Consider the following 21423-nt stretch of genomic DNA (forward strand, 5'->3'; position numbering starts at 1 on the left):
GGTCAGCGCCCGCCGGCGCGCTGCCAGGCGTCGCGGACGGCGATCAGGCGTGAGGGGACCAGACCACGCAGGGTGGCGCCCTCGCCGGTGCGCTTCAGCCCGGCCTCCATGCCCTTTTGCCAGACGATCTGGACCGGGGTGGCGATGCCGGTCGGCAGGTCGACGATGAAGCCCTCGCGCGGCAGGCTGACCGAGCGGTCCAGCCGGATGCGCAGGCCCGAGCGCGACTGGTCGATCAGCCGGCAGGTGTGCTCGACCGCAGGAGCGACGATCAGGGCGCGTCCCTCGATCGCGCTGCGGGGCTCAAGTCGACGCTCGATACTCATGCCGATATAGGGCCCGGCACACGGTTTCGATCCAGTTTAACGGTGACATCGGCGGTCACGCCGCCCGCCAGCATGCGCCGGGTGATGCGCTCGAAATACTGGATGAAGTCGGCCAGACGGGTGCGCTCTTCGTCGGGCAGGTCGGCGGGGTCGATGCCCAGCAGGTCGGCTTCCTGCTGGCAGCGCCAGTCCAGCACGACGTCAAACGACGGGGCCTGAAGGAACAGGATGGCGTCGAGGCTGTCGGCGAAGGCCCGGTACGGCCCGGCGACGAACTCATTGATGGCAGACCGCCAACGGCCGTCGGCGTCGCGGGTCTGTTCCAACGCATTGACGGGCGCCTCAAGCGCCGCTGCATCCTCGGCCACGACGCCGAGACACCAGGCGTCGATCAGGATGGCCGAGGGCCGCCCGCGAAACGGACGCCAGCGATCCGTGGGCAGGCGGTCGTCGCCGCGCTTGTCGAAATCGGGCAGCCAGGTGGTGTCGTCGGGCCCGGCCGCCGACAGCTGGTCCATCAGGTCGTTCAGCAGGCCGAGGTCGTGGGTGCCGGGCGGCCCCCGCATCAGGAACAGCGGGTGGACGTCGCGGGCCATGGCCTCGCGCTCGGCCCGGGTCAGATAGACATCGTCGATGGAGATCTGGGCGGCATTGAACGCGTGGGCGGCGGCACGGGCGAGCGTGGTCTTGCCCGACCCCTGCGCCCCCACAATGGCGATGCGGGCCGGGCGTCCGGCAGGTGCCGCCTCGATCAACCGCCCGACGAGGGCGAGAAGGTCCGGCGCGATCCGGGGACCGGACACCTCAGTGCTGGTTTTCGGGCAGGCGTACGATCAGCCCGTCCAGATCGTCCGACACCCGGATCTGGCAGGACAGGCGCGAGTTCGGCTCGACGTTCTCGGCAAAGTCCAGCATGGATTCCTCCATGGCGCTGGCCCGGCCGGTCTCGGCGGCAAAGTCCTCATCGACATAGACGTGACAGGTGGCACAGGCGCAGGCCCCGCCGCAGTCCGCGTCAATGCCCGGCACATTGTTGCGGATCGCGCCTTCCATGACGCTGAGGCCATTCTTGACCTCCACGACATGCTCGGTGCCGTCATGCTCGATATAGGTGATCTTCGCCATCAGGCCGGAGCCTTGGCCTTCTTGCGGCCCGGGGCAACCATCAGCTTCTTGGTTTCGGCGATGGCCTTGGCGGGGTTCAGGCCCTTGGGGCAGACCTGGGCGCAGTTCATGATCGTGTGGCAGCGATAGAGTTTGAACGGGTCCTCAAGGTCGTCGAGGCGCTTGTCGGTCGCGTCATCGCGGCTGTCGGCGATCCAGCGGTAGGACTGCAGCAGGGCGGCCGGGCCGAGGTATTCGGTCTGGTTCCACCAGTAGCTGGGGCAGGAGGTCGAGCAGCAGGCGCACAGGATGCACTCGTACAGGCCATCCAGCTTCTCGCGGTCGGCCGGGGTCTGCAGCCGTTCGGTGGTCGGGTCCGGCTCGTCCGATTGCAGGTAGGGCTGGATCGAGTCGTACTGGGCGTAGAACAGGGTCAGGTCGGTGACCAGATCCTTGACCACGGGCTGGTGCGGCAGGGGGCCGATCGAGATGTTGGACGACGAGCATTCGTCCCAGCCCTTGGTGCAGGCCAGGGTGTTGCGCCCGTCGATGTTCATCGAGCAGGAGCCGCAGATGCCCTCGCGGCAGGAGCGGCGGAAGGCCAGAGTCGGGTCGATGGTGTTCTTGATGTGGATCAGCGCGTCCAGCAGCATCGGGCCGTGGTCGTCGGCCGAGACCTCGAACACGTCCCAGCGCGGATTGGCGTCCACCTCGGGATCATAGCGATAGACCTTGTAGGTCTTGACGTTCTTCGCCCCCTTGGGGGCCTTGTGCACCTTGCCACGCTGGGGCTGCGACGCACGGGGGAGGGTCAGTTCAGCCATGCTTAATACACCCGCGCCTTGGGTTTGATGTAGTCGATCTCGTCGGTCAGGGTGAAGTCGTGAACGGCGCGATAGTCGATCTTCACCCGCTGGCCCGGGGTCTTCCAGGCCAGGGTGTGCTTCATCCAGTTCACGTCATCGCGGTCGGGGAAGTCCTCACGCGCATGGGCGCCGCGGCTTTCCTTGCGGTTGGCCGCGCTTTCGATGGTGACGGCGGCCTGGGCGATCAGATTGTCGTATTCCAGGGTCTCGATCAGGTCGGTGTTCCAGATCATGCCGCGGTCGGTGACGCGGATGTCGCCGATGGCATCGTCGATGGCGCGCAGCTTGGCCACGCCCTCGTCCAGCGTCTTGCCGGTGCGGAAGACGGCGGCGTCGGACTGCATGGCGCGCTGCATGCTGAGGCGCAGCTCGGCGGTCGGCGTCGAGCCCGAGGCGTTGCGGAACCGGTCCAGACGGGCGACGTGGGCGTCGGTCGCCGAGGCCGGGGCGTCGGGCACCTTCGAGGCCTTGTCGACCACTTCACCGGCGCGCAGGCCGGCGGCGCGGCCGAACACCACCAGATCGGTCAGGGAATTGGAGCCAAGACGGTTGGCGCCGTGCACCGAGACGCAGGCGGCCTCGCCCACGGCCATCAGGCCCGGGACCACGACACTGCCGTCGTCGCCGGCCTTGGTCAGGACCTCGCCGTGATAGTTCGTGGGAATGCCGCCCATATTGTAGTGGACCGTCGGCAGCACCGGGATCGGGGCCCTGGTCACATCGACCCCGGCAAAGATCTTGGCCGATTCGGAGATGCCGGGCAGGCGCTGGTGCAGGACCTTGGGGTCCAGGTGGTCGAGGTGCAGGAAGATGTGGTCCTTGTTCGGGCCCACGCCGCGCCCTTCGCGAATTTCGATGGTCATGGAGCGGCTGACCACGTCGCGGCTGGCCAGATCCTTGGCCGAGGGGGCATAGCGCTCCATGAAGCGCTCACCCTCGGAATTGGTCAGATAGCCGCCCTCGCCGCGCGCACCCTCGGTGATCAGGCAACCGGCGCCATAGATGCCGGTCGGGTGGAACTGGACAAACTCCATGTCCTGCAGCGGCAGGCCGGCGCGCAGCACCATGGCATTGCCGTCACCCGTGCAGGTGTGGGCGCTGGTGGCCGAGAAATAGGCGCGGCCGTATCCGCCGGTGGCCAGAATGACCATCTTGGCGCGGAAGCGGTGCAGCTGGCCGGTGTCGAGCTGGAGCGCGGTGACGCCGGTGCAGGCGGCGGGGCCCGAGGCCTGGTCCTGCATGATCAGGTCCAGCGCGAAATATTCGACGAAGAACTTCACCTCGCGGCGCACCGACTGGCCGTACAGGGTGTGCAGGATGGCGTGACCGGTGCGGTCCGCGGCGGCGCAGGTGCGCTGCACCGGGCCCTCGCCATAGTTTTTGGTCATGCCGCCAAAGGCGCGCTGGTAGATCTTGCCTTCCTCGGTGCGCGAGAAGGGCACGCCCCAGTGTTCCAGCTCATAGACGGCCTTGGGGGCCTCGCGGACCAGGTATTCGATGGCGTCCTGGTCGCCCAGCCAGTCCGACCCCTTGACGGTGTCGTACATGTGCCATTTCCACGAGTCCTCGCCCATATTGCCGAGCGAGGCGGAGATGCCGCCCTGGGCCGCGACCGTGTGCGAGCGGGTCGGGAAGACCTTGGTCACGCAGGCGACCTTCAGCCCCTCGCGCGCGGCACCCAGCGCCGCCCGCAGGCCCGAGCCCCCGGCGCCCACGACAACGACGTCATATTCGTGATCGACGAATTCGTAAGAGGCCAAACGACTAGACTCCGAAGCCGGCCGGCAGCGGGTCAGAGCCCAGTGCCAGTCGTGTGATGAACAGCAGGCCGATGACGGCCAGAGACAGGCACAGCAGGGTGTTGAGGCCGAGCAGCAGGCCCAGGGTCGAGCGCTTGTGGATGTAGTCCTCGACGATGACCGTAATGCCCATATTCATGTGCCACAGGGTGACCAGCCAGGTGGCGGCCAGCAGCCAGGCGTTCAAGGGCTGGACGAACCAGTCGAGCGCGCCTTCATAGCCGGTGCCGGCGATCATGGCGGCGGACCACAGGGCCCACAGGGTCAGGGGCACCAGCACCAGCGACGACAGCCGCTCGGCCAGCCAGCCGCCCGCGCCCTTGCGCTCGGCGACCTTGACGTTCTTGCGATAGACAGACCTGTGCGCGCTCACAGCGTCACCTTTCCGGAAGCGAACAGCCAGCCCCAGAAGGTCAGGGTGGCGACGACGGCGAACACCAGGGTGATCGTCGTCAGGGTCGAGGCGCCCTTGGGCGACAGGCCCGCGCCGGTGTCCCAGATCAGGTGCCGGACCCCGGACGCCAGATGATAGAAGCCCGCCAGCGACAGGGCGAACCAGACGATCAGCCCCAGCGGCGACCCGGCCAGTCCGACAAAGGTCTCATAGGCCTCGGGCCCGAAGGCCAGCGCCCCCAGCCACAGGGCCACCAGCACGACGCCGCCTGCCAGACCCGAGCCGGTGATGCGGTGCAGGATCGATCCCAGCATGGTCACATGCCAGCGCCAGATCTGCAGGTGGGGCGAAGTCGGACGGACGCGGCCGTTCGGCTGGGGAGTGTAGAACTGGGGCGGTCCGGCCTGATCGGCGGGGCTGCCCGAAAGGGGTTCCGACATGCGAATGGTTCTCAAAAAACCCGGGACAAATCAACGGACGGGAACGGCCAAGGCTTTAGAGAGCCGCGCGAGCCCCTGTCAACGAAACGCCGTGTCACAGGGGAAGTTACGAGACCGGAAACGCGCCGGGCAGGCGGGGTGGCCATCTGCCGCAGTCGCGCGTTAGGGTTGGACCATGATCGCGACTGTCCCTGCTTTTCTGATCGTCCTGTCCGGCCTGCAGGATCCCGGCCCGCCGCTGCAGGATCCGGTGCCCCTGCCCAGCCAGTCCCTGTATGAGGCCCCGGCCATCCGCCCGTTCGAGCCACCTGCGGGCTTCGGAGATGACGGTGCGGAGGGTGACAACAGCACCGGTACCTGGCGCGGACCGATCCGCGGCATGGTGACGATCAATGCCTATGAAGGTCAGTTCGAGGCCGGACCGACCGATGCGGCGCTGGCCTATGACCAGGGCGTGATCTCGGCCGAGATGCGCATGGATCAGCGCATGGGCCCGATGGACGGCGCCTGGCAGCTGGTCGATCCCGAGGGTGGTGTGCTGATGTCGATCGTGCTGGTCGATTATGGGCCGGGGCAGCCGATCGAGGGGGCATGGATGTCGCGCACCACACCCGCGGCGGGCACCCTGACGTCCGGAAGCCGGGACGGAGACACCGTCAGCCTGCTGCTGATCGGGGAGGGGCCGACCGAGGGCGGGCGGCTGGAGTTGCAACGGGTCGGGCGCGGCTGGTCCGGCACGCTTCAGGGCGAGCGCCGTCGCCTGAGAGTCAGCCTGGTCCCGAAACCGGACTAGGCTGCGCGGATGATCGCCATCAGGGTCTCGCGCTCGACATCTGGCCACGGCTGAGGTGTGCCGCGTCCCCAGACCGGATCGGGCCAGACCGGATCATCGCGCCTGCGCCCGATGACATGCAGATGCAGCTGGGCCGTGACATTGCCGAGCGCCGCCAGGTTCAACTTGTCGACCGGTCGCTCCAGCACCTCGCCCATCTGCCGGACCAGCGCCCCGGCGCGCAGCCCCTCGTCCAGAAACCGGGTCCGGTCCTCCGGCGACAGGTCCTCGATCTCGACCCTGCCGGGCACGCGCGGGATCAGGATCAGCCACGGAAAGCGCGCGTCGTCCTGCAGCCGCACCTGACACAGCGGCCAGTCGGTGACGGCAAGGGATCCGGCGTCAAAGGCCGGGTCGGCAGCAAAGGCGGTCATGCCCCAGCCTTGCAGTGCGGTGCGCCCGGGTCTAGACCGCCGCCCAGACTTTTTACCTCCCCATCGCTGACTGGAGACTGCCCATGGCTCGCGCCAAGATCGCCCTTATCGGTGCCGGAATGATCGGCGGCACCCTGGCCCACGTTGCGGCGCGCGAGGCGCTGGGCGACGTGATCCTGTTCGACATCGCCGAGGGCATGCCGCAGGGCAAGGCGCTGGACATCGCCGAGGCCACCGCCGTGATCGGCACCGACGTCTCGCTGAAGGGCGCCAATGCCTATGAGGACATCGCCGGCGCCGACGTCTGCATCGTCACCGCCGGTGTGCCGCGCAAACCCGGCATGAGCCGCGACGACCTAATCGGCATCAACCTCAAAGTCATGAAGGCTGTGGGTGAGGGCATCAAGGCGCATGCCCCCAACGCCTTCGTCATCTGCATCACCAACCCGCTGGACGCCATGGTGTGGGCCCTGCAGAAATTCTCGGGCCTGCCCAAGGAGAAGGTCGTCGGCATGGCCGGCGTGCTCGACTCGGCCCGCTTTGCCTATTTCCTCGCTGAAAAGACCGGCGTGTCGATCCAGGACATCCACGCCTGGACCCTGGGCGGTCACGGCGACGACATGGTGCCGATGGTGCGCCACTCGACCGTCGGCGGTCTGTCCCTGCCGGACGCGGTGTCGGCCGGAATGCTGTCGCAGGGCGAGCTGGACGCCATCGTCGAGCGCACGAGGAAGGGCGGCGGCGAGATCGTGGCCCTGCTGAAGACCGGCTCGGCCTTCTATGCCCCGGCGGAATCGGCCATCGCCATGGCGCGGTCGTACCTGCTGGACCAGAAGCGCGTCCTGCCCTGCGCCGTCTGGTTGTCGGGCGAATACGGTCTGTCGGACCTGTATGTCGGCGTGCCGGCCCTGATCGGCGCGAACGGCGTCGAAAAGGTCATCGAATTCTCGACCAATGACGATGAGAAGGCGATGTTCAAGAAGTCGGTCGAATCCGTCCAGGGCCTGATCCAGGCCTGCAAGGACATCGACGCCTCGCTGGCCTGAACCTGATCCCTCGTGATCCTGCCCGCGATCAGTTCGTGGGCAGGGTCACCGGGGCCGGGGCCGTGGTCTCGGTCGTGGGGGCGATCAGGCCTTCGATGAAGCGGGCCAGCAGTTCCAGCCAGACGACCGTCGGGTCGTTCAGCTGATCGACGCCCAGACCAGCCAGCAGCAGCACGTCGAACTGCAGCACCGCGGACGGCGTGCCATCGACGTTCGACTGCAGATAAGCCTTCACAAAGCGCTGCTCGCGATTCCAGGCATTGATCCGGTCCAGCGACAGGCCGTCGGCCACGATGTTGGCGGCGAACTGGATGTCCTGACAGCGGCCCGCAGCGTCGCAGCCGTAGAAGAAGATCAACCAGTTGGCGCTGCCGTCATTGACCCGCAGCAGGGTCTGGCCCTCGATGGTCTGCGGCTCCTCGACCGTGGCGCCCTTTTCCATCAGCCAGGCGCGAACCTCTGCGGGGGTCAGGCCAACGACGGCCTCCTGCGTCGGGGCTGCGACCGGGACGGCCAGGGACGCCGCGCCCGGATCGGCAGCGGCGAGGGCGGGCATCGCCATCAGCAGGGCGGGGGCGGCGATCAGGGGCGCAAGGGCACTCAAACGACGAAACATCAATATCTCCCTTTGAGGTTCATTTATCTGTGGGGGGCGAGGGGGGCGATCCTGTGGCGGACAACCAGGCCTTGCCGGTCATTTCCTTGAGGCGCGATACGGTGCGGCCAAATTCGAAGGTCTCCTGCCCTTCGGGATAGAGGTCCTCGGCCGGGGCGGCGGCCAGAACCACCAGCCGTGTGCGGGCTTCATACAGGGCATCGATCAGCGTCACCAGACGGCGGGCGGCGGCGTGGTCGTCGGGGCCGAGTACCGGCACATCCTCGAGGAACAGGGTGTGGAAGCGTTCGGCGAGGGCGAGGTAGTCATTGGCGCCCAGCGCCCTCTGGCACAGCGCGGCGAAGGGCGCACGAGCCATGCCGCCCACGGTGCGCTCGACCTCGATGGCGCGGCCCAGCACGTCCAGTGTCGCGGGCTCCTCGGGTTCGTCCCCGCGCAGCCGCTGCCACAGGGCGTCGAATCCCTCGCGACCGTCGGGGCGCGTGGAGTCATACCAGGCGGGGGCGGAGGCGAGGGTGTCGATGCGCCAGTCCCTCGAGCCCGCCACCTCGACCGTCTCGCAACGGGCCTCGACAATGTCGATGAAGGGCACGAACAGCTCGCGGTTGACGCCGTTGAGATAGAGGTCCTGCGGTCGGCGGTTCGAGGTCACGGCCAGCACCACCTTGTGCTCGAACAGGGCCTGGAACAGCCGGCCGAGGATCAGGGCGTCGGCAATGTCGGTGACCTGCAGCTCGTCGAAGCACAACAGGCGGGCCTCCGAGGCGATCAGGGCGGCGACGGGGCCGATCGGGTCGTCGCCCTTCCACTGTCCGAAGGTGGCCTTGCGCGCCCGCTTGTCGCCCTCACGCCAGCGGCGCATCAGGATGTGAACGCGCGACAGGAAGGCGTGGAAGTGGGCGCGGGTCTTTCGCGGCTCCTGAATATTGGCGAAGAACAGGTCCATCAGCATGGACTTGCCGCGTCCGGGCGGGCCATACAGATAGATGCCGCGCACCTCGGGCACGCCGCCGAACAGGCCGCGCCGCTTCAGATCCTTTTCCAGCCGGGCGAGGGCTTTCAGGGCCGCGTCCTGACCCGGATCGGGCTTCAGGGAGCCGTCTTTCAGCTTTTTCGCGTGGACGCGTTCGATACGGGAGACCATGCGACGGGGATAGCGGGCGTCGCCGCGACTGAAAAGCGATTGCGTGGCCCGGGGGAATGACTACATGCAGGGCCTGCACCCGCTTTCCCCAACAGCCCTCAAGTAGCGAGCGCCCGCGGCGCGAGCGTAGGGCGTCCGAAGGACATGACCATTATGGGCTATCGCGTCGCCGTCGTAGGCGCCACCGGCAATGTCGGCCGGGAAATGCTGAACATCCTCGAGGAACTGAACTTCCCGGTGACGGAGATGCACGCGGTTGCGTCGCGCAAGTCCAAGGGCATCGAGGTCAGCTTTGGTGACCGGACGGTCAAATGCGAGAGCATCGACAGCTTTGACTTCTCGACCGTCGATCTGGTGCTGATGAGCGCCGGCGGCGATGCCAGCCGCGAATGGTCGGAAAAGATCGGCAAGGCCGGTCCGATGGTGATCGACAATTCCTCGGCCTTCCGCATGGATCCGGACGTGCCGCTGATCGTGCCCGAGGTGAACCCGGACGCGATCAAGCTGGCGACGAAGAAGAACATCATCGCCAACCCCAACTGCTCGACCGCCCAGCTGGTGGTGGCGCTGAAGCCCCTGCATGACGCGGCGAAGATCAAGCGGGCGGTGGTCTCGACCTATCAGTCGGTGTCCGGCGCGGGCAAGGCGGGCATGGACGAGCTGTGGACCCAGACCAAGGCCATCTATGGCCTCGGCGACGCCCGTCCCAAGCATTTCCCCAAGCAGATCGCCTTTAACCTGATCCCGATGATCGGGGCCTTCCGCGACGACGGCTATACCGAGGAAGAGGCCAAGATGTGGGCCGAGACCCACAAGATCCTCGATCCGGACATCCAGCTGACCGTCACCTGCGTGCGGGTGCCCGTGTTCGTCGGCCACTCCGAATCCGTCAATCTGGAGTTTGACCGTCCGATCTCGCCCGACGAGGCGCGCGAGATCCTGCGCGAGGCGCCCGGTGTGCTGGTCGTCGACAAGGCCGAGGCCGACGGTTACGTCACGCCGATCGACGCAGCGGGCGAATTCGCCGTCTTCGTCAGCCGCATCCGCAAGGACCCGACGGTCGAGAACGGCCTGAACCTGTGGGTGGTCTCGGACAATCTGAGGAAGGGCGCGGCGCTGAACGCCGTCCAGATCGCCCAGCTGCTGGACGAGACCGGCATGATCAAGCCTGCCGGTGGCTATCGCACCCTGACGGTCTGAGGTGACGGCTTCCGCGCCCGACGCCCGCGCGGCCCTGCTGGCGGGGCTGGGATGTTATGTGCTGTGGGGTCTGTCGCCGCTGATCTATCAGCCGATGGGGGTGGCGGGGGCGGATGCCTTTGAGATCATGGGCCACCGGGCAGTCTGGGGCCTGCTGTGGGCCACCGTGCTGGTCCTGTGGGCGCGCCAGTCGGACCAGGTCAAGGCCGCCTTTGCCGACCGCCGGACGCTGGGCTGGCTGATACTCTCGACCGGCCTTATCGCCCTGAACTGGGGCCTGTTCGTCTGGGCGGTCAACAACGGCCACACGCTGGAGACCAGCCTCGGCTATTATCTGAACCCGCTGTTCAATATGGCGCTGGGGGCCTGGCTGTTCCGCGAGCGGATCAGTCGCGCAGGCCTCGTGGCCATTGCCCTGGCCGCCACAGGCGTGGCCCTGCAGGCCGTGGCGCTGGGGCGGTTGCCGATCATCTCCCTGACGCTGGCAGTGTCGTTCGCCGCCTATGGGGTGATCCGCAAACGCGTGCGCGCCGATGCCCAGGCGGGCCTGTTCGTCGAATGTTTGATCATGGCGCCGTTCGGCCTGGCTTGGCTGATCTGGCTGCACAGTCAGGGGGCGGGGGTGTTTTTCGACAGTCCGAATGCCGCCTTCTGGCTGGCCATGGCCGGGCCGGTGACGGTCGGGCCGCTGGTGCTGTTCTCGTGGGCGGCGCGGCGCCTGCCCCTGACCACCATCGGCTTTCTGCAGTTCGTCGCCCCGACCATCAGCTTTGTCATCGGGGTCAGCCAGGGCGAGGAATTCACCTGGCTGCGTGGGGTGTCGTTCGGTTTCATCTGGCTGGGGGCCGCCGTCTTCCTGTGGGCGGCCTGGCGCCGGGCGCGACTGGCCCGCAAGGCGCTGGAGTCCCAGGCTGAACCGGTCTAGCTGACCGCGCGGCGAAGGGTCAGCAGGGCCTGCTCGGTCAAAGCGTCATCGCCGACCGCCAGAATGCGGCCGTCGTCCTTGGGGGTGTTGCCCAGCCAGTCGGTCACCGTGCCGCCCGCGGCCTCGACCAGGGCGACCAGTGCGGTCCAGTCCCAGGGCTTGAGCGCGGTCTCGGCGACCAGATCGATATGGCCCGAGGCCAGCATGGCATAGGCATAGGCATCGCAGCCCAGCCGGGCGAGGCGGGCGGTGGCGCGCACCTGTCGCCAGGCGCCCAGTTCGGCGCCGGTGAAGATGTCGGGGTCCGTGGTCGAGATCACGGCGTCATTGAGCCTGGGACAGGCGCGGGTGGCGATCGGCGTGTCTGTTCCACGGGCGACGCAGCGGGCGCCCGACGGGCCGCCCAGAAACACCTCGTCCAGATACGGCTGGGCGACGGCGCCCACGACCGGGCGTCCCTGATGGGTCAGGCCGATCAGGGTGGTCCACAGCGGCAGGCCGGCGACGAAGGCGCGGGTGCCGTCGACGGGATCCAGAACCCAGACCCATTCGGCATCGGGCCGGTCGGCGCCATACTCCTCGCCGACCACGCCGTGATCGGGAAAGGTGGACTCGATCAGGCGGCGCATGGCCGCCTCGGCCCCCCGGTCGGCCTCGGTCACCGGGTCGAAGGCGCCCGGTTCGCCCTTGTCCTCGGCCACAGCGCCCGTGCGGAACAGGGGCAGGGTCACGCCTGCGGCGACGCGGGCAAGCTCGAGGGCGAAGGCTTCATGTGCGGTCATGGGTGGGCGGCATACAGACGCCGCCGCCCGTCGTCACTCATTTAAGCGATGGCGTCGCCTTCCGAGTGCAGCGACTTGGCCAGATCCAGAAGGCGACGGCGCGGCCGCTCGCCCAGCTGGTAATAGGCCTGGATCAGGTCGAGGGTTTCCTTGCGGGAAAACATCTCACCCCCCGCACCCCCGGCGGTCTCGCTGCGCTCCAGCGCCTCGGTCAGGCCGTCATAGAAATAGCTGACGGGGGTCTCCAGCGCCTCGGACAGCTGCCACAGGCGGGCGGCCGAGATGCGATTGGCGCCGCATTCGTATTTCTGGATCTGCTGAAAGCGGATGCCGACCTGGGTGGCCAGCTGCTGCTGCGTCAGGCCCAGAAGGCGGCGGCGGCGGCGCAGACGGCGCCCCAGGTGAAGATCGATGTCAGTGGCCATGGCCAGTTTCCCCGTGTTGCGACCTGTCCCGAAACGGAACGGCTCGCCCTCCACGCGGCAAACCTCATGCCGGTATCGCGTCACGAGGGAATGACAGCGTTCGGCGATTGCGTCGGAATCCCGTCCTTCATGCAACCCGGCGCGACGGAGCGCATTTAAGGTTCAGCTTGGACACATATGGAAGGATGCACACATGAACATCATTTTCTGGATCATCGTCGGTATCATTGCCGGCTGGCTGGCTGAACAGATCATGGGCCGCAGCCACGGCCTGCTGACCAATCTGATCGTCGGCATCGTCGGTGCCGTGATCGGTGGCTTCCTGGCCAACGCTCTGGGCTTTGCCTGGGGTGGCTGGATCGGTTCGACCATCGTCGCCACCATCGGCGCCATCATCCTGCTGTTCCTGCTGGGACTGGTGAAGCGCCGCGCCTGATACGGGTGACGGACTGAAAAGAGAAAGGGCGGCTCCTTGCGGGGCCGCCCTTTTTTCATGTCCGGTTGAGCGCAAACCCTATTCGGGGCGGATGCGCTTCTTGCGGAATGAGGGGTTCAGGGTCTGCTTGCGCAGACGGATCGACTTGGGCGTGACCTCGACCAGTTCGTCCTCGTCGATATAGGCGATGGCCTGTTCCAGCGACATGACGCGCGGCGGCGTCAGGCGCACGGCCTCGTCCTTGCCCGAGGCGCGAACGTTGGTCAGCTGCTTGCCCTTGATCGGGTTGACGTCCAGGTCGTCCCAGCGGCTGTTCTCGCCGATGATCATGCCCTGATAGGTCTTTTCGCCGGCGCCGACGAACATGACGCCGCGATCCTCGAGGTTCCACAGGGCGAAGGCGGCGGTCTCACCGTCCGAGTTCGAGATCAGCACGCCCTTCAGGCGGCCGGCGATCTCGCCCTTGAAGGCTTCATAGTGGCTGAACACGCGGTTCAGCACGCCCGAGCCGCGCGTATCGGTCAGGAATTCGCCCTGATAGCCGATCAGCGAGCGCGACGGGCACTTCAGCTGGATGCGGGTCTTGCCGGCACCCGAGGGACCCATGTCGGTCATCTCGGCCTTACGCGCCGACAGCTTCTCGATGACGATGCCCGAGAACTCGTCGTCGACGTCGATCATGACGTCCTCGATCGGCTCCAGCTTCTCGCCGTTCGGACCTTCCTGGAAGACCACGCGCGGACGTGAGATCGACACCTCGAAGCCTTCGCGGCGCATGTTCTCGATCAGAACGCCCAGCTGCAGTTCGCCGCGGCCGGCCACTTCATAGGCGTCGCCGCCCTGGGTGGTGGTGACGCGGATGGCGACATTGGCCTCGGCTTCTTTCAGCAGGCGGTCGCGGATGACGCGCGACTGGACCTTGTCGCCTTCGCGGCCGGCCAGCGGGCTGTCGTTGACCGACACGGTCATGGAGATGGTGGGCGGATCGATCGGCTGGGCGGGCAGGGCGTCGGTGACTTCCATGGCGCACAGGGTGTCGGCCACGGTCGCCTTGGACATGCCTGCAATGGCGACGATGTCGCCCGCCTCGGAGCCCTCGTCCAGGGCCGTCCGCTTCAGGCCGCGGAAGGCCAGAACCTTGGTGATGCGGCCGCGCTCGATTTCCTTGCCTTCGCGGTCGAGGGCGTGGATCGCCATGCCGGGGACAGCCTTGCCGCTCTCGATCCGGCCGGTCAGGATTCGGCCCAGAAACGGGTCCGACTCGATCAGCACGTTCAGCATCTGGAACGGCTTGTCCTTGTTCTCCTGAACCTTGGGCGGCGGGACGTGGTCGACGATCAGGTCGAACAGCGGCGACAGGTCGTCATTGGGCTTGTCCAGATCCAGCGTCGCCCAGCCGTTGCGGCCCGAGGCGTAGATGTGGGGGAAGTCCAGCTGCTCGTCGGTCGCGCCGATGGCCGCGAACAGGTCGAAGGTCTCGTTGTGGACCCGGTCGGGATCGGCGTGGGCGCGGTCGACCTTGTTGATGCACAGGATGGGACGCAGGCCCATCTTCAGTGCCTTGGTCAGCACGAATTTGGTCTGGGGCATGACCCCCTCTTCGGCATCGACCAGGATGACGCAGCCGTCCACCATGCCCAGGATCCGCTCCACCTCGCCGCCGAAGTCGGCGTGGCCGGGGGTGTCGATGATGTTGATACGGGTCTCGCCCGCCTTGCCGTTCCAGAGCACCGAGGTGCACTTGGCCAGGATGGTGATGCCGCGCTCTTTTTCCTGGTCGTTGGAGTCCATCGCGCGTTCGGTGGTCGCCTCATTGGCTCGGAAGACACCGGACTGGGCCAGCAGCTGGTCGACGAGCGTGGTCTTGCCGTGGTCGACGTGGGCGATGATGGCGACGTTGCGAAGGTTCATTGGAATATCAGACGTGCAGGGCGGCCGGCAGAGGCGGGCCGCAGGGTGAGGGCGACGGTGCGGGGAGCGCGCGCCTCATACAGGGCCGCGCGACGAAAGGCCAGCCATGGTCGCTTGGCGGTGCCGTTCCGTCGGTCTACAGCAGCGCCATGCCCGAACTTCCCGAGGTTGAAACCGTCAGGCGAGGTCTGGAGCCGGTGCTGGCCGGCGCCACCCTCGACCGGGTGCGCCAGAACCGCGCCGACCTGCGCTTTGCGTTTCCCGACCGGTTCGTGGACCGGCTGGAGGGGGCGACCGTCCTGTCGGTCGGGCGGCGGGCCAAATATCTGCTGATGCCGCTGTCGACCGGCGAGACCTGGGTGACCCATCTGGGCATGACCGGGCGGTTCACCCTGGACGGCGAGATGCTGGGTGAGTTTGAGACCAACGCCCCGGCGAGGGGGCCGCATGAGCACCTGAGCCTGTACGCCACGGGCAAGGGCGTCGCCACGCGGGTGGGCTATGCCGACGCGCGCCGGTTCGGCTTCATGGGCCTGATCCCGACCGATGAGATCGAGGCCCACCCCTGGTTTGCCGGGCTGGGGCCCGAGCCGATGGGCAATGCCTTCTCCGCCGATCATCTGAAGGCGCGCTTCAAAGACCGCCGTCAGCCGGTCAAGGTGGCCCTGCTGGATCAGCGCCATGTGGCGGGGCTGGGCAATATCTATGTGTGCGAGGCGCTGTGGCGGGCCGGCATTTCGCCGGGGGCCGCCGCCGGCAGCCTGTCACAGGCGCGGCTGGAACGGCTGACCATTGCGGCGCGCGATGTGCTGGCCGAGGCCATTGCGGCCGGCGGCTCGACCCTGCGCGACTTTGCCAATGCCGAGGGCGGTCAGGGCTATTTCCAGCACAGTTTCGACGTCTATGGCCGCGAAGGTCAGCCCTGCCGCCGCAATGCCGACCACCCTGTCATTCGCAGACAGGTCCAGGGCGGCCGCTCGACCTTCTGGTGCCCGGCCTGTCAGAAGCGGTGAAGGCCGCTTCGCCTTTCGCGCGGTGGCGAGGCTTGCTAAGCCGCCCGCACAGAAGATGGAGTCCCCATGACCGACACCTATGACACCCTGGCGATCGAGCGCCACGATGACGGCTATGCGGTGGTGACGCTGAACCGGCCGGAGGCGCTGAATGCCCTGAACTCGGCCCTGTTTCGCGATCTGGCGGCGTTTCTGGATGCGGTCGAGCACGATGATACGGTGCGCTGTCTGATCCTGACCGGATCGGGCGACAAGGCGTTCGCCGCGGGGGCCGACATCAAGGAGATGGCCGACCAGACCTATGCCCAGATGTATACGGGCAATTTCTTTGCCCTCGGCCACGACCGGATCACCCGGTTCAGGAAACCGATCATCGCGGCGGTCAACGGCTTTGCCCTGGGCGGGGGCTGCGAGCTGGCCATGCTGTGCGACTTCATCGTGGCCAGTGACAAGGCGAAGTTCGGCCAACCCGAGATCAATCTGGGCGTGGCCCCCGGCATCGGTGGCAGCCAGCGCCTGACCCGGCTGGTCGGGAAATCCAAGGCCATGGACATGGTGTTGACCGCCCGCATGATGGACGCGGCCGAGGCCGAACGCGCCGGGCTGGCCAGCCGTGTCGTGCCGCACGAGACCCTGCTGGACGAGGTCCGCAAGATCGCCGCGCGCATCGCCGCCCAGAGCCCGCTGGCCGTCATGGCCAACAAGGAGATGGTCAACGCCGCGCTGGAGACGACCCTGACCCAGGGCGTCCAGTTCGAACGCCGCCTGTTCCACAGCCTGTTCGCCTTCGAGGACCAGAAGGAGGGGATGGCGGCCTTTGTCGAAAAGCGGAAGCCGACGTTCAGGGGGAAGTGAGCGGGTCTGCGGACTCGCGTTGACCCCTCAAGAGCTTTCCGCTATAGCCGCGCGCTCTTGAGATTTCCGCGCCGTGGACGGGTTCCGCGGCGCTTTCTGTTCAAAGGTTCTGACTGATGGCCAACAACGCCGGTGCCAAGAAGGCGATCCGCAAGATCGAGGCCCGTACCGAAGTGAACAAGGCGCGCCGCACGCGCGTTCGCACCTTCCTGCGCAAGTTCCAGGAAGCCGTGACGGCCGGTGACGCCACCGCCGCCAAGACCGCTTTCGTCGAGGCCCAGTCCGAAGTGATGCGGGCCGTGTCCAAGGGCGTGGTTCACAAGAATACGGGCTCGCGCAAGGTGTCGCGTCTGGCCGCCCAGCTGAAGAAAATTTCTGCAGCCTGACGACGACCGCTTCGGCGGCACTCTGACGGCCCTTCACGCAGCTGTCATGCGAAAACCAATAGAATTCAACGGCGAGACAGGGTTTCCTGTCTCGCCGTTTGCATGTGTGCGGATAACCGTTCGCAACGAATTCTGTGCTCGCCTGTGTGGCGAAATCGACAATTTCTCAAGCATGAAATGGCTTTAGCGGAGTCAACAAATTTAACTGCGTTTGGGGTCGCGAATCAGCGTTGACGCTCCTCGTCCCGGGAGTAGTTTGGACCTCCATCGCACTTCCATCCCAACACGGATGAAGGCGGCGCGGAACAAGGTTTCGTGTCGGTGGGAGATGTCTGTTCGAGTGCCTTACCAGGCCCGAAAAGCACCAGCTTTTCGGGGCGGGCGGGGTCGTCCCTGAAGTCAGGGGCGCCTCCGGGGTCATCGGGGAGGGGGTGCGAGGCAGAAGCTTGGGATGCGCGATGCAGGGTGGCACAATGATGGCGAGCGAGACGACGGCGATGACCGATCCGGACCGGATCTGGACGGAGGCGGCCGTGCGGCTGCGTTCGGAAATCGGCGACGGACCGTTCAGCTCCTATATCGCGCCCTCGGCGGTGCGGATGGACAGCTCAGGCCAGCTGATCCTGGTCACGCCCACCGCCTATGCCCGCGACTGGGTGCGCAAGAATGCCCTGCGTCGCGTCAATGAACTGTGGCTGGGCCTGGACGGCCTGTCGCGCAGGCTCGAGGTCCGCTGCCGGGCCGAAATGGGCTCGGTGCCGCCGGCCTCGGCCGTGCAGGGGGCGCCCGCCCCGTCCGCACCCTCGGCCGGGTTCCAGCCCATGCCGGCCCCGACGGTCGGTCCCGTGGCCGACGGCCCGCGCGCCGTGCGCGCCGCCGGTTTGCAGGATCGCCTGACGTTTGACGGCTTTGTCGAGGGGCACGGCAATGCCTTTGCCCTGGCGATCGCCAAACAGGTCGCGGCCTGGGCCGACGGCCATTTCAATCCGGTCTTCCTGTGTGGCCCTTACGGCTTCGGCAAGACCCACCTGCTGAATGCTATCGCCTGGGAGGCCCAGCGCCTGCGGCCCGAGGCCCGGGTGGTCTATCTGACGGCCGAGCGCTTCCTGTCGACCTTCGTCAAGGCCATGCAGGACCGCCAGACGGCGGCCTTCAAGGACAGCTTGCGCAATGCCGACATGCTGCTGATCGACGATGTGCAATTCGTCGGCGGCAAGACCTCGACCCAGGAAGAACTGCTGTCGACCCTGACCGCCCTGATCCAGGACGGACGCCGGGTGGTGCTGTCGGCCGACCGGCCGCCGCTGGCCCTGACCGAGATTGAACCGCGCCTGCGCGGGCACATGGCCTCGGGCCTGACCTGCCCGATCGAGCCGGGTGACCGGGCGCTGAAGCTGGCCGTGGCCCGCAACCGGCTGGAAGCCCTGTCGCGTCTCGGAGTGGTCGATGGCGTGATCGGCGATGCGGTGCTGGAACATCTGGTGGACCGGACCCCGGGCTCGATGCGCGAATTGGAAGGCGCGGTCACGACGCTGGCCGCCGTTTCGGGCGGGCGGCTGTCGGCCCTGACGGTCGAAGATACGCAAAAGCTGCTGGGAGCGGCCCTGCGCGGCGGACCCGAGCGCCGCATCACCGTCGACGAAATCCAGAAGACGGTGTCCGAACACTTTAACCTTAAACAGGCCGACCTGCTGAGCGAGCGCCGCACCCGTTCGGTTGCCCGTCCGCGCCAGATCGCCATGTATCTGTGCAAGCAGCATACGACCCGGTCCTATCCCGACATCGGCCGGCGCTTCGGTGGGCGGGATCACACTACGGTGCTGCACGGCGTGCGCAAGATCGACAGCCTCTTGGCCACCGATGAACAGATCGCCCGCGACGTCGAGACCCTGACCCGCAAACTGCGCGGCTAGGGCCCGCGGGGCGCGAGGTGTGGTCCGTCCACACCCTTATCCACACCTGCCGTCCGGCTTGGCCGGGGGGGCGGGGTCTGATGTTCAAGCCCTTTCTTGCTCTGGCCGCGCGATACGCTAGTGTCCAAGGCCCTTCTTTCTCGTGGCGTCCGTGAGTCGCCGCGTCCGGGCGAGACGACATGCAGCTGACTATCGAACGATCCGCGCTCCTCAGGGCTCTCAGCCACGTCCAGAGCGTTGTCGAACGCCGCAACACCATTCCGATCCTGGCCAATGTGCTGCTCAGCGCAGGCCGGGACCGGCTGTCGTTCTCGGCCACCGACCTCGACATGGAAATGGTCGATGAGGCCGAGGCTGTCGTCCAGGTCGAGGGGCAGATCACCGCCCCCGCCCACACCCTGTACGAAATCGCCCGCAAACTGCCCGAAGGGGCCGAGGTGTCGCTGGTCTATTCGGGCGACGATCCGCGCCTGACGGTCCAGGCGGGCCGGTCGAAGTTCAACCTGCCGGTGCTGCCGGCGGGCGACTTTCCGGTCATGTCGACCGAGGCGGGCGGGTCGCGCTATTCGCTGGCCAAGGAAGACCTGATCCGGCTGATCGACAAGACCCGGTTCGCCGTCTCGACCGAGGAAACCCGCTATTATCTGAACGGCCTCTACCTGCACACGGTGGCCGAGGACGGCGTGCCCCTGCTGCGCACCGTGGCCACCGACGGCCACCGTCTGGCCCTGGCCGAGACCCCGGCCCCCGAGGGCGCGGCCGGCAGCCCCGGTGTGATCGTGCCGCGCAAGACCATCGATCAGGTCCGCCGCCTGCTGGACGACGGCTCGGGCGCAGTCGAGGTAATCGTCTCGCCGCAGAAGATCCGCTTCGAATTCGGCCAGGCCGCCCTGACCTCCAAGGTCATCGACGGCGCCTTCCCCGACTATATGCGCGTCATCCCCAAGGGGAATGACAAACAGGCCGACATCGACCGCGCCGTCTTTGCCGCCGCCGTCGACCGGGTGGCCACCATCTCGGCCGAAAAGAGCCGCAGCGTGAAGCTGGCCTTCGAGCTGGACCGCGTGACCCTGACGGTGCGCAATATGGAGGCCGGGCAGGGCGTCGAGGAGGTCGAGATCGGCTATTCCGAAGAGCCGTTCGAGATCGGCTTCAACGCCCGCTATCTGCTGGACGTCTGCGGCCAGATCACCGGCGAGACCGCCGCCTTTAAATTCGCCGACCCGGCCAGCCCCACCCTGGTCCTCGATCCCGGCGACCCCGGCGTCCAGTATGTGCTGATGCCGCTGAGGGTGTGAGCCTGAGTGGCGAGTGGCGAGTGGCGAGTGACGAGCGCACCTTCGTCGCCGCACTGATTTCCTACCGCGCAGCCTGCTCGCTGGGCAGGCGTGTGTTCTCGCCACTCGCCACTCGCCACTCGCCACTGGCGCAGCCGTGATCACCACCCTCACCCTCACTGATTTCCGTTCGTACGGGACCGCGCGGCTGGAGCCGGGGGCGGGGCCCGTGGTGCTGCATGGGCCGAACGGGGCGGGCAAGACCAATCTGCTGGAAGCACTGAGCCTGCTGACGCCCGGCAAGGGGTTGCGTGGGGCGACGGCGGCCGAGATGGGGCGGCGCGAACCGGGCGAGGCCTCGGGCCGGCCCTGGGCCGTGGCGGTCGAGTTGGACGACGACACCCGGCTGGGCACGGGCGTCCCCGGCAATGGCGCCGCGCGGCGCATTGTGCGCATCAATGGCGAGACGGCCCAGCCGGGCCGGCTGCTGGAGTATCTCAGGCCCGTCTGGGCCACGCCGGAGCAGGACCGGCTGTTTTCCGATGCGCGGGCCGACCGGCTGCGCTTTTTTGACCGGCTGGTGTTCGCCGCCGTGCCCGACCATGCGGCCGCGGTCGCCGCCTATGACAAGGCCCTGCGCGAGCGGCTGCGCCTGTTGCTGCAGGCGGCCGAGGGGGGTGAGGCCGACCCCCTGTGGCTGGACGCGCTGGAGGCCCGGCTGGCCGAGGCGGGGGCCCGCATGGCCGGGGCGCGGGTGGCGGCCCTGTCGGCGCTGCAAGACGCCATTGATGCCCGTGCCGGGCGACCCTTCCCCCAGGCCGATCTGGGTCTGGCAGGTGAGGCCGAGCGGCGCACAGGGGCGGGTGAGGAGGCGGAGACGGTCGAGGGTTTTTTGCGCGACGGTTTCCGGGCGGCCCGTACCCGTGACGGGGCGGCTGGCCGCTCGCTGTTCGGCCCGCACCGGACCGACCTGACCGCCCTTCACCGCGAAAAGAACCGACCGGCCGCCGAGGGGTCGTCGGGCGAGCAAAAGGCGCTGGTACTGAACCTGATCCTGGCCCAGATCACCCGTCTGGCCGACCAGACGGCGCGGCCCCTGCTGCTGCTGGACGAGGCTCCCGCCCACCTCGACGCCGACCGCCGCGCCGCCCTGTTCGACGAGATCGAGGCGCTGGGCCGCGAGCGCGGTCTGCAGGCCTTCATGACCGGCACAGAACGCGTGCTGTTCGAGGGTCTGGAGGGGCGGGCGCGGTTCGTGCGCGTGGCCGGGGGCGCCCTCGTCGCGGAGTGAATCCAGGGTAGCTTCCGCCACCCCTTTTCCTCGCAATTCCTGCCGAATTTCCTATATATTTAGACGGT

Annotated in this window: 24 protein-coding genes; 11 read left to right on the forward strand and 13 right to left on the reverse strand. The window is 67.2% G+C overall.

Annotated features, from left to right (window positions below; all coding sequences use genetic code 11):
* Window positions 1-2 precede the first annotated feature (2 nt).
* From EG854_RS09925 to sdhC, 7 genes are read right to left on the reverse strand one after another with little or no spacing between them, the layout of a single operon-like run.
* The gene (locus EG854_RS09925; RefSeq protein ID WP_123287971.1) at window positions 3-326 is read right to left on the reverse strand and encodes a PilZ domain-containing protein; all 324 of its coding nucleotides are present in this window, start codon (window positions 324-326) and stop codon (window positions 3-5) included.
* Window positions 323-1129, reverse strand: a complete 807-nt coding sequence (locus tag EG854_RS09930; protein WP_123287972.1) for a kinase — start codon at window positions 1127-1129, stop codon at window positions 323-325. The genes EG854_RS09925 and EG854_RS09930 overlap by 4 nt, the downstream gene beginning before the upstream one ends.
* Window position 1130: 1 nt before the next feature.
* Window positions 1131-1451, reverse strand: a complete 321-nt coding sequence (locus tag EG854_RS09935; protein WP_123287973.1) for a 2Fe-2S iron-sulfur cluster-binding protein — start codon at window positions 1449-1451, stop codon at window positions 1131-1133.
* Window positions 1451-2254, reverse strand: coding sequence for a succinate dehydrogenase iron-sulfur subunit (locus tag EG854_RS09940; RefSeq protein ID WP_123287974.1), 804 nt, complete (start codon window positions 2252-2254; stop codon window positions 1451-1453). The genes EG854_RS09935 and EG854_RS09940 overlap by 1 nt, the downstream gene beginning before the upstream one ends.
* A gap of 2 nt (window positions 2255-2256) precedes the next feature.
* Complete coding sequence (gene sdhA, locus EG854_RS09945; protein WP_123287975.1) at window positions 2257-4056, reverse strand: succinate dehydrogenase flavoprotein subunit; 1800 nt, start codon at window positions 4054-4056, stop codon at window positions 2257-2259.
* A gap of 4 nt (window positions 4057-4060) precedes the next feature.
* On the reverse strand, window positions 4061-4468 hold the full coding sequence (gene sdhD, locus EG854_RS09950) for a succinate dehydrogenase, hydrophobic membrane anchor protein (RefSeq protein ID WP_123287976.1): 408 nt from the start codon (window positions 4466-4468) through the stop codon (window positions 4061-4063).
* Complete coding sequence (gene sdhC, locus EG854_RS09955; protein WP_123287977.1) at window positions 4465-4929, reverse strand: succinate dehydrogenase, cytochrome b556 subunit; 465 nt, start codon at window positions 4927-4929, stop codon at window positions 4465-4467. Before sdhC ends, sdhD begins: the two co-directional genes overlap by 4 nt.
* Before the next feature lie 175 nt (window positions 4930-5104).
* Between sdhC and EG854_RS09960 the strand changes: the two genes are divergently transcribed.
* Window positions 5105-5722, forward strand: a complete 618-nt coding sequence (locus EG854_RS09960) for a hypothetical protein (protein ID WP_123287978.1) — start codon at window positions 5105-5107, stop codon at window positions 5720-5722.
* On the opposite strand, the gene EG854_RS09965 is transcribed toward EG854_RS09960, so the two are convergent.
* Window positions 5719-6135, reverse strand: a complete 417-nt coding sequence (locus EG854_RS09965) for an HIT domain-containing protein (protein WP_123287979.1) — start codon at window positions 6133-6135, stop codon at window positions 5719-5721. The genes EG854_RS09960 and EG854_RS09965 overlap by 4 nt on opposite strands.
* 83 nt (window positions 6136-6218) lie before the next feature.
* On the opposite strand from EG854_RS09965, the gene mdh reads away from it, so the two are divergent.
* A complete protein-coding gene (gene mdh / locus EG854_RS09970; RefSeq protein ID WP_123287980.1) occupies window positions 6219-7181 on the forward strand; it encodes a malate dehydrogenase in 963 nt (320 codons plus the stop codon).
* Between the two features lie 28 nt (window positions 7182-7209).
* Here mdh and EG854_RS09975 read toward each other — a convergent pair whose 3' ends face one another.
* Window positions 7210-7797 carry a YbjN domain-containing protein gene (locus tag EG854_RS09975; RefSeq protein WP_123287981.1) on the reverse strand — a complete coding sequence of 196 codons (588 nt, stop codon included), beginning with the start codon at window positions 7795-7797 and terminating at the stop codon, window positions 7210-7212.
* Window positions 7798-7816: 19 nt separating this feature from the next.
* On the reverse strand, window positions 7817-8941 hold the full coding sequence (gene zapE, locus EG854_RS09980) for a cell division protein ZapE (protein WP_123287982.1): 1125 nt from the start codon (window positions 8939-8941) through the stop codon (window positions 7817-7819).
* Window positions 8942-9094: 153 nt separating this feature from the next.
* Between zapE and EG854_RS09985 the strand changes: the two genes are divergently transcribed.
* Both EG854_RS09985 and rarD read left to right on the forward strand, forming a co-directional pair.
* Window positions 9095-10141, forward strand: a complete 1047-nt coding sequence (locus EG854_RS09985) for an aspartate-semialdehyde dehydrogenase (RefSeq protein ID WP_123287983.1) — start codon at window positions 9095-9097, stop codon at window positions 10139-10141.
* A gap of 1 nt (window position 10142) precedes the next feature.
* On the forward strand, window positions 10143-11066 hold the full coding sequence (gene rarD, locus EG854_RS09990; protein WP_123287984.1) for an EamA family transporter RarD: 924 nt from the start codon (window positions 10143-10145) through the stop codon (window positions 11064-11066).
* Here the strand turns inward: rarD and hisN are convergent.
* Together hisN and EG854_RS10000 are read right to left on the reverse strand one after the other, a co-directional pair.
* The gene (gene hisN, locus EG854_RS09995; RefSeq protein ID WP_123287985.1) at window positions 11063-11848 is read right to left on the reverse strand and encodes a histidinol-phosphatase; all 786 of its coding nucleotides are present in this window, start codon (window positions 11846-11848) and stop codon (window positions 11063-11065) included. The genes rarD and hisN overlap by 4 nt on opposite strands.
* A gap of 41 nt (window positions 11849-11889) precedes the next feature.
* Window positions 11890-12273 carry a helix-turn-helix domain-containing protein gene (locus EG854_RS10000; RefSeq protein WP_123288078.1) on the reverse strand — a complete coding sequence of 128 codons (384 nt, stop codon included), beginning with the start codon at window positions 12271-12273 and terminating at the stop codon, window positions 11890-11892.
* Between the two features lie 193 nt (window positions 12274-12466).
* On the opposite strand from EG854_RS10000, the gene EG854_RS10005 reads away from it, so the two are divergent.
* The gene (locus EG854_RS10005) at window positions 12467-12709 is read left to right on the forward strand and encodes a GlsB/YeaQ/YmgE family stress response membrane protein (protein WP_123287986.1); all 243 of its coding nucleotides are present in this window, start codon (window positions 12467-12469) and stop codon (window positions 12707-12709) included.
* 78 nt (window positions 12710-12787) lie between these two features.
* Here EG854_RS10005 and typA read toward each other — a convergent pair whose 3' ends face one another.
* Window positions 12788-14620: a translational GTPase TypA gene (gene typA, locus EG854_RS10010; protein WP_123287987.1), complete on the reverse strand. Its 1833-nt coding sequence runs from the start codon at window positions 14618-14620 to the stop codon at window positions 12788-12790.
* Window positions 14621-14769: 149 nt separating this feature from the next.
* Between typA and mutM the strand changes: the two genes are divergently transcribed.
* The 6 genes from mutM (at window position 14770) to recF (ending at window position 21355) form a co-directional block, all read left to right on the forward strand.
* Window positions 14770-15633, forward strand: coding sequence for a bifunctional DNA-formamidopyrimidine glycosylase/DNA-(apurinic or apyrimidinic site) lyase (mutM, locus tag EG854_RS10015; protein ID WP_123287988.1), 864 nt, complete (start codon window positions 14770-14772; stop codon window positions 15631-15633).
* A gap of 66 nt (window positions 15634-15699) precedes the next feature.
* Window positions 15700-16488: an enoyl-CoA hydratase-related protein gene (locus EG854_RS10020; protein ID WP_123287989.1), complete on the forward strand. Its 789-nt coding sequence runs from the start codon at window positions 15700-15702 to the stop codon at window positions 16486-16488.
* Between the two features lie 116 nt (window positions 16489-16604).
* On the forward strand, window positions 16605-16874 hold the full coding sequence (gene rpsT, locus EG854_RS10025) for a 30S ribosomal protein S20 (protein ID WP_123287990.1): 270 nt from the start codon (window positions 16605-16607) through the stop codon (window positions 16872-16874).
* Between the two features lie 458 nt (window positions 16875-17332).
* Window positions 17333-18787, forward strand: coding sequence for a chromosomal replication initiator protein DnaA (gene dnaA, locus EG854_RS10030; protein WP_123287991.1), 1455 nt, complete (start codon window positions 17333-17335; stop codon window positions 18785-18787).
* Between the two features lie 179 nt (window positions 18788-18966).
* A complete protein-coding gene (dnaN, locus tag EG854_RS10035; RefSeq protein WP_123287992.1) occupies window positions 18967-20085 on the forward strand; it encodes a DNA polymerase III subunit beta in 1119 nt (372 codons plus the stop codon).
* 136 nt (window positions 20086-20221) lie between these two features.
* Entirely contained in the window at window positions 20222-21355 is a 1134-nt protein-coding gene (recF, locus tag EG854_RS10040; RefSeq protein WP_123287993.1) for a DNA replication/repair protein RecF, read from the forward strand.
* Window positions 21356-21423 lie beyond the last annotated feature (68 nt).

This window comes from Brevundimonas halotolerans, from assembly GCF_003730275.1.
Classification (GTDB): Bacteria; Pseudomonadota; Alphaproteobacteria; order Caulobacterales; family Caulobacteraceae; genus Brevundimonas; species Brevundimonas halotolerans.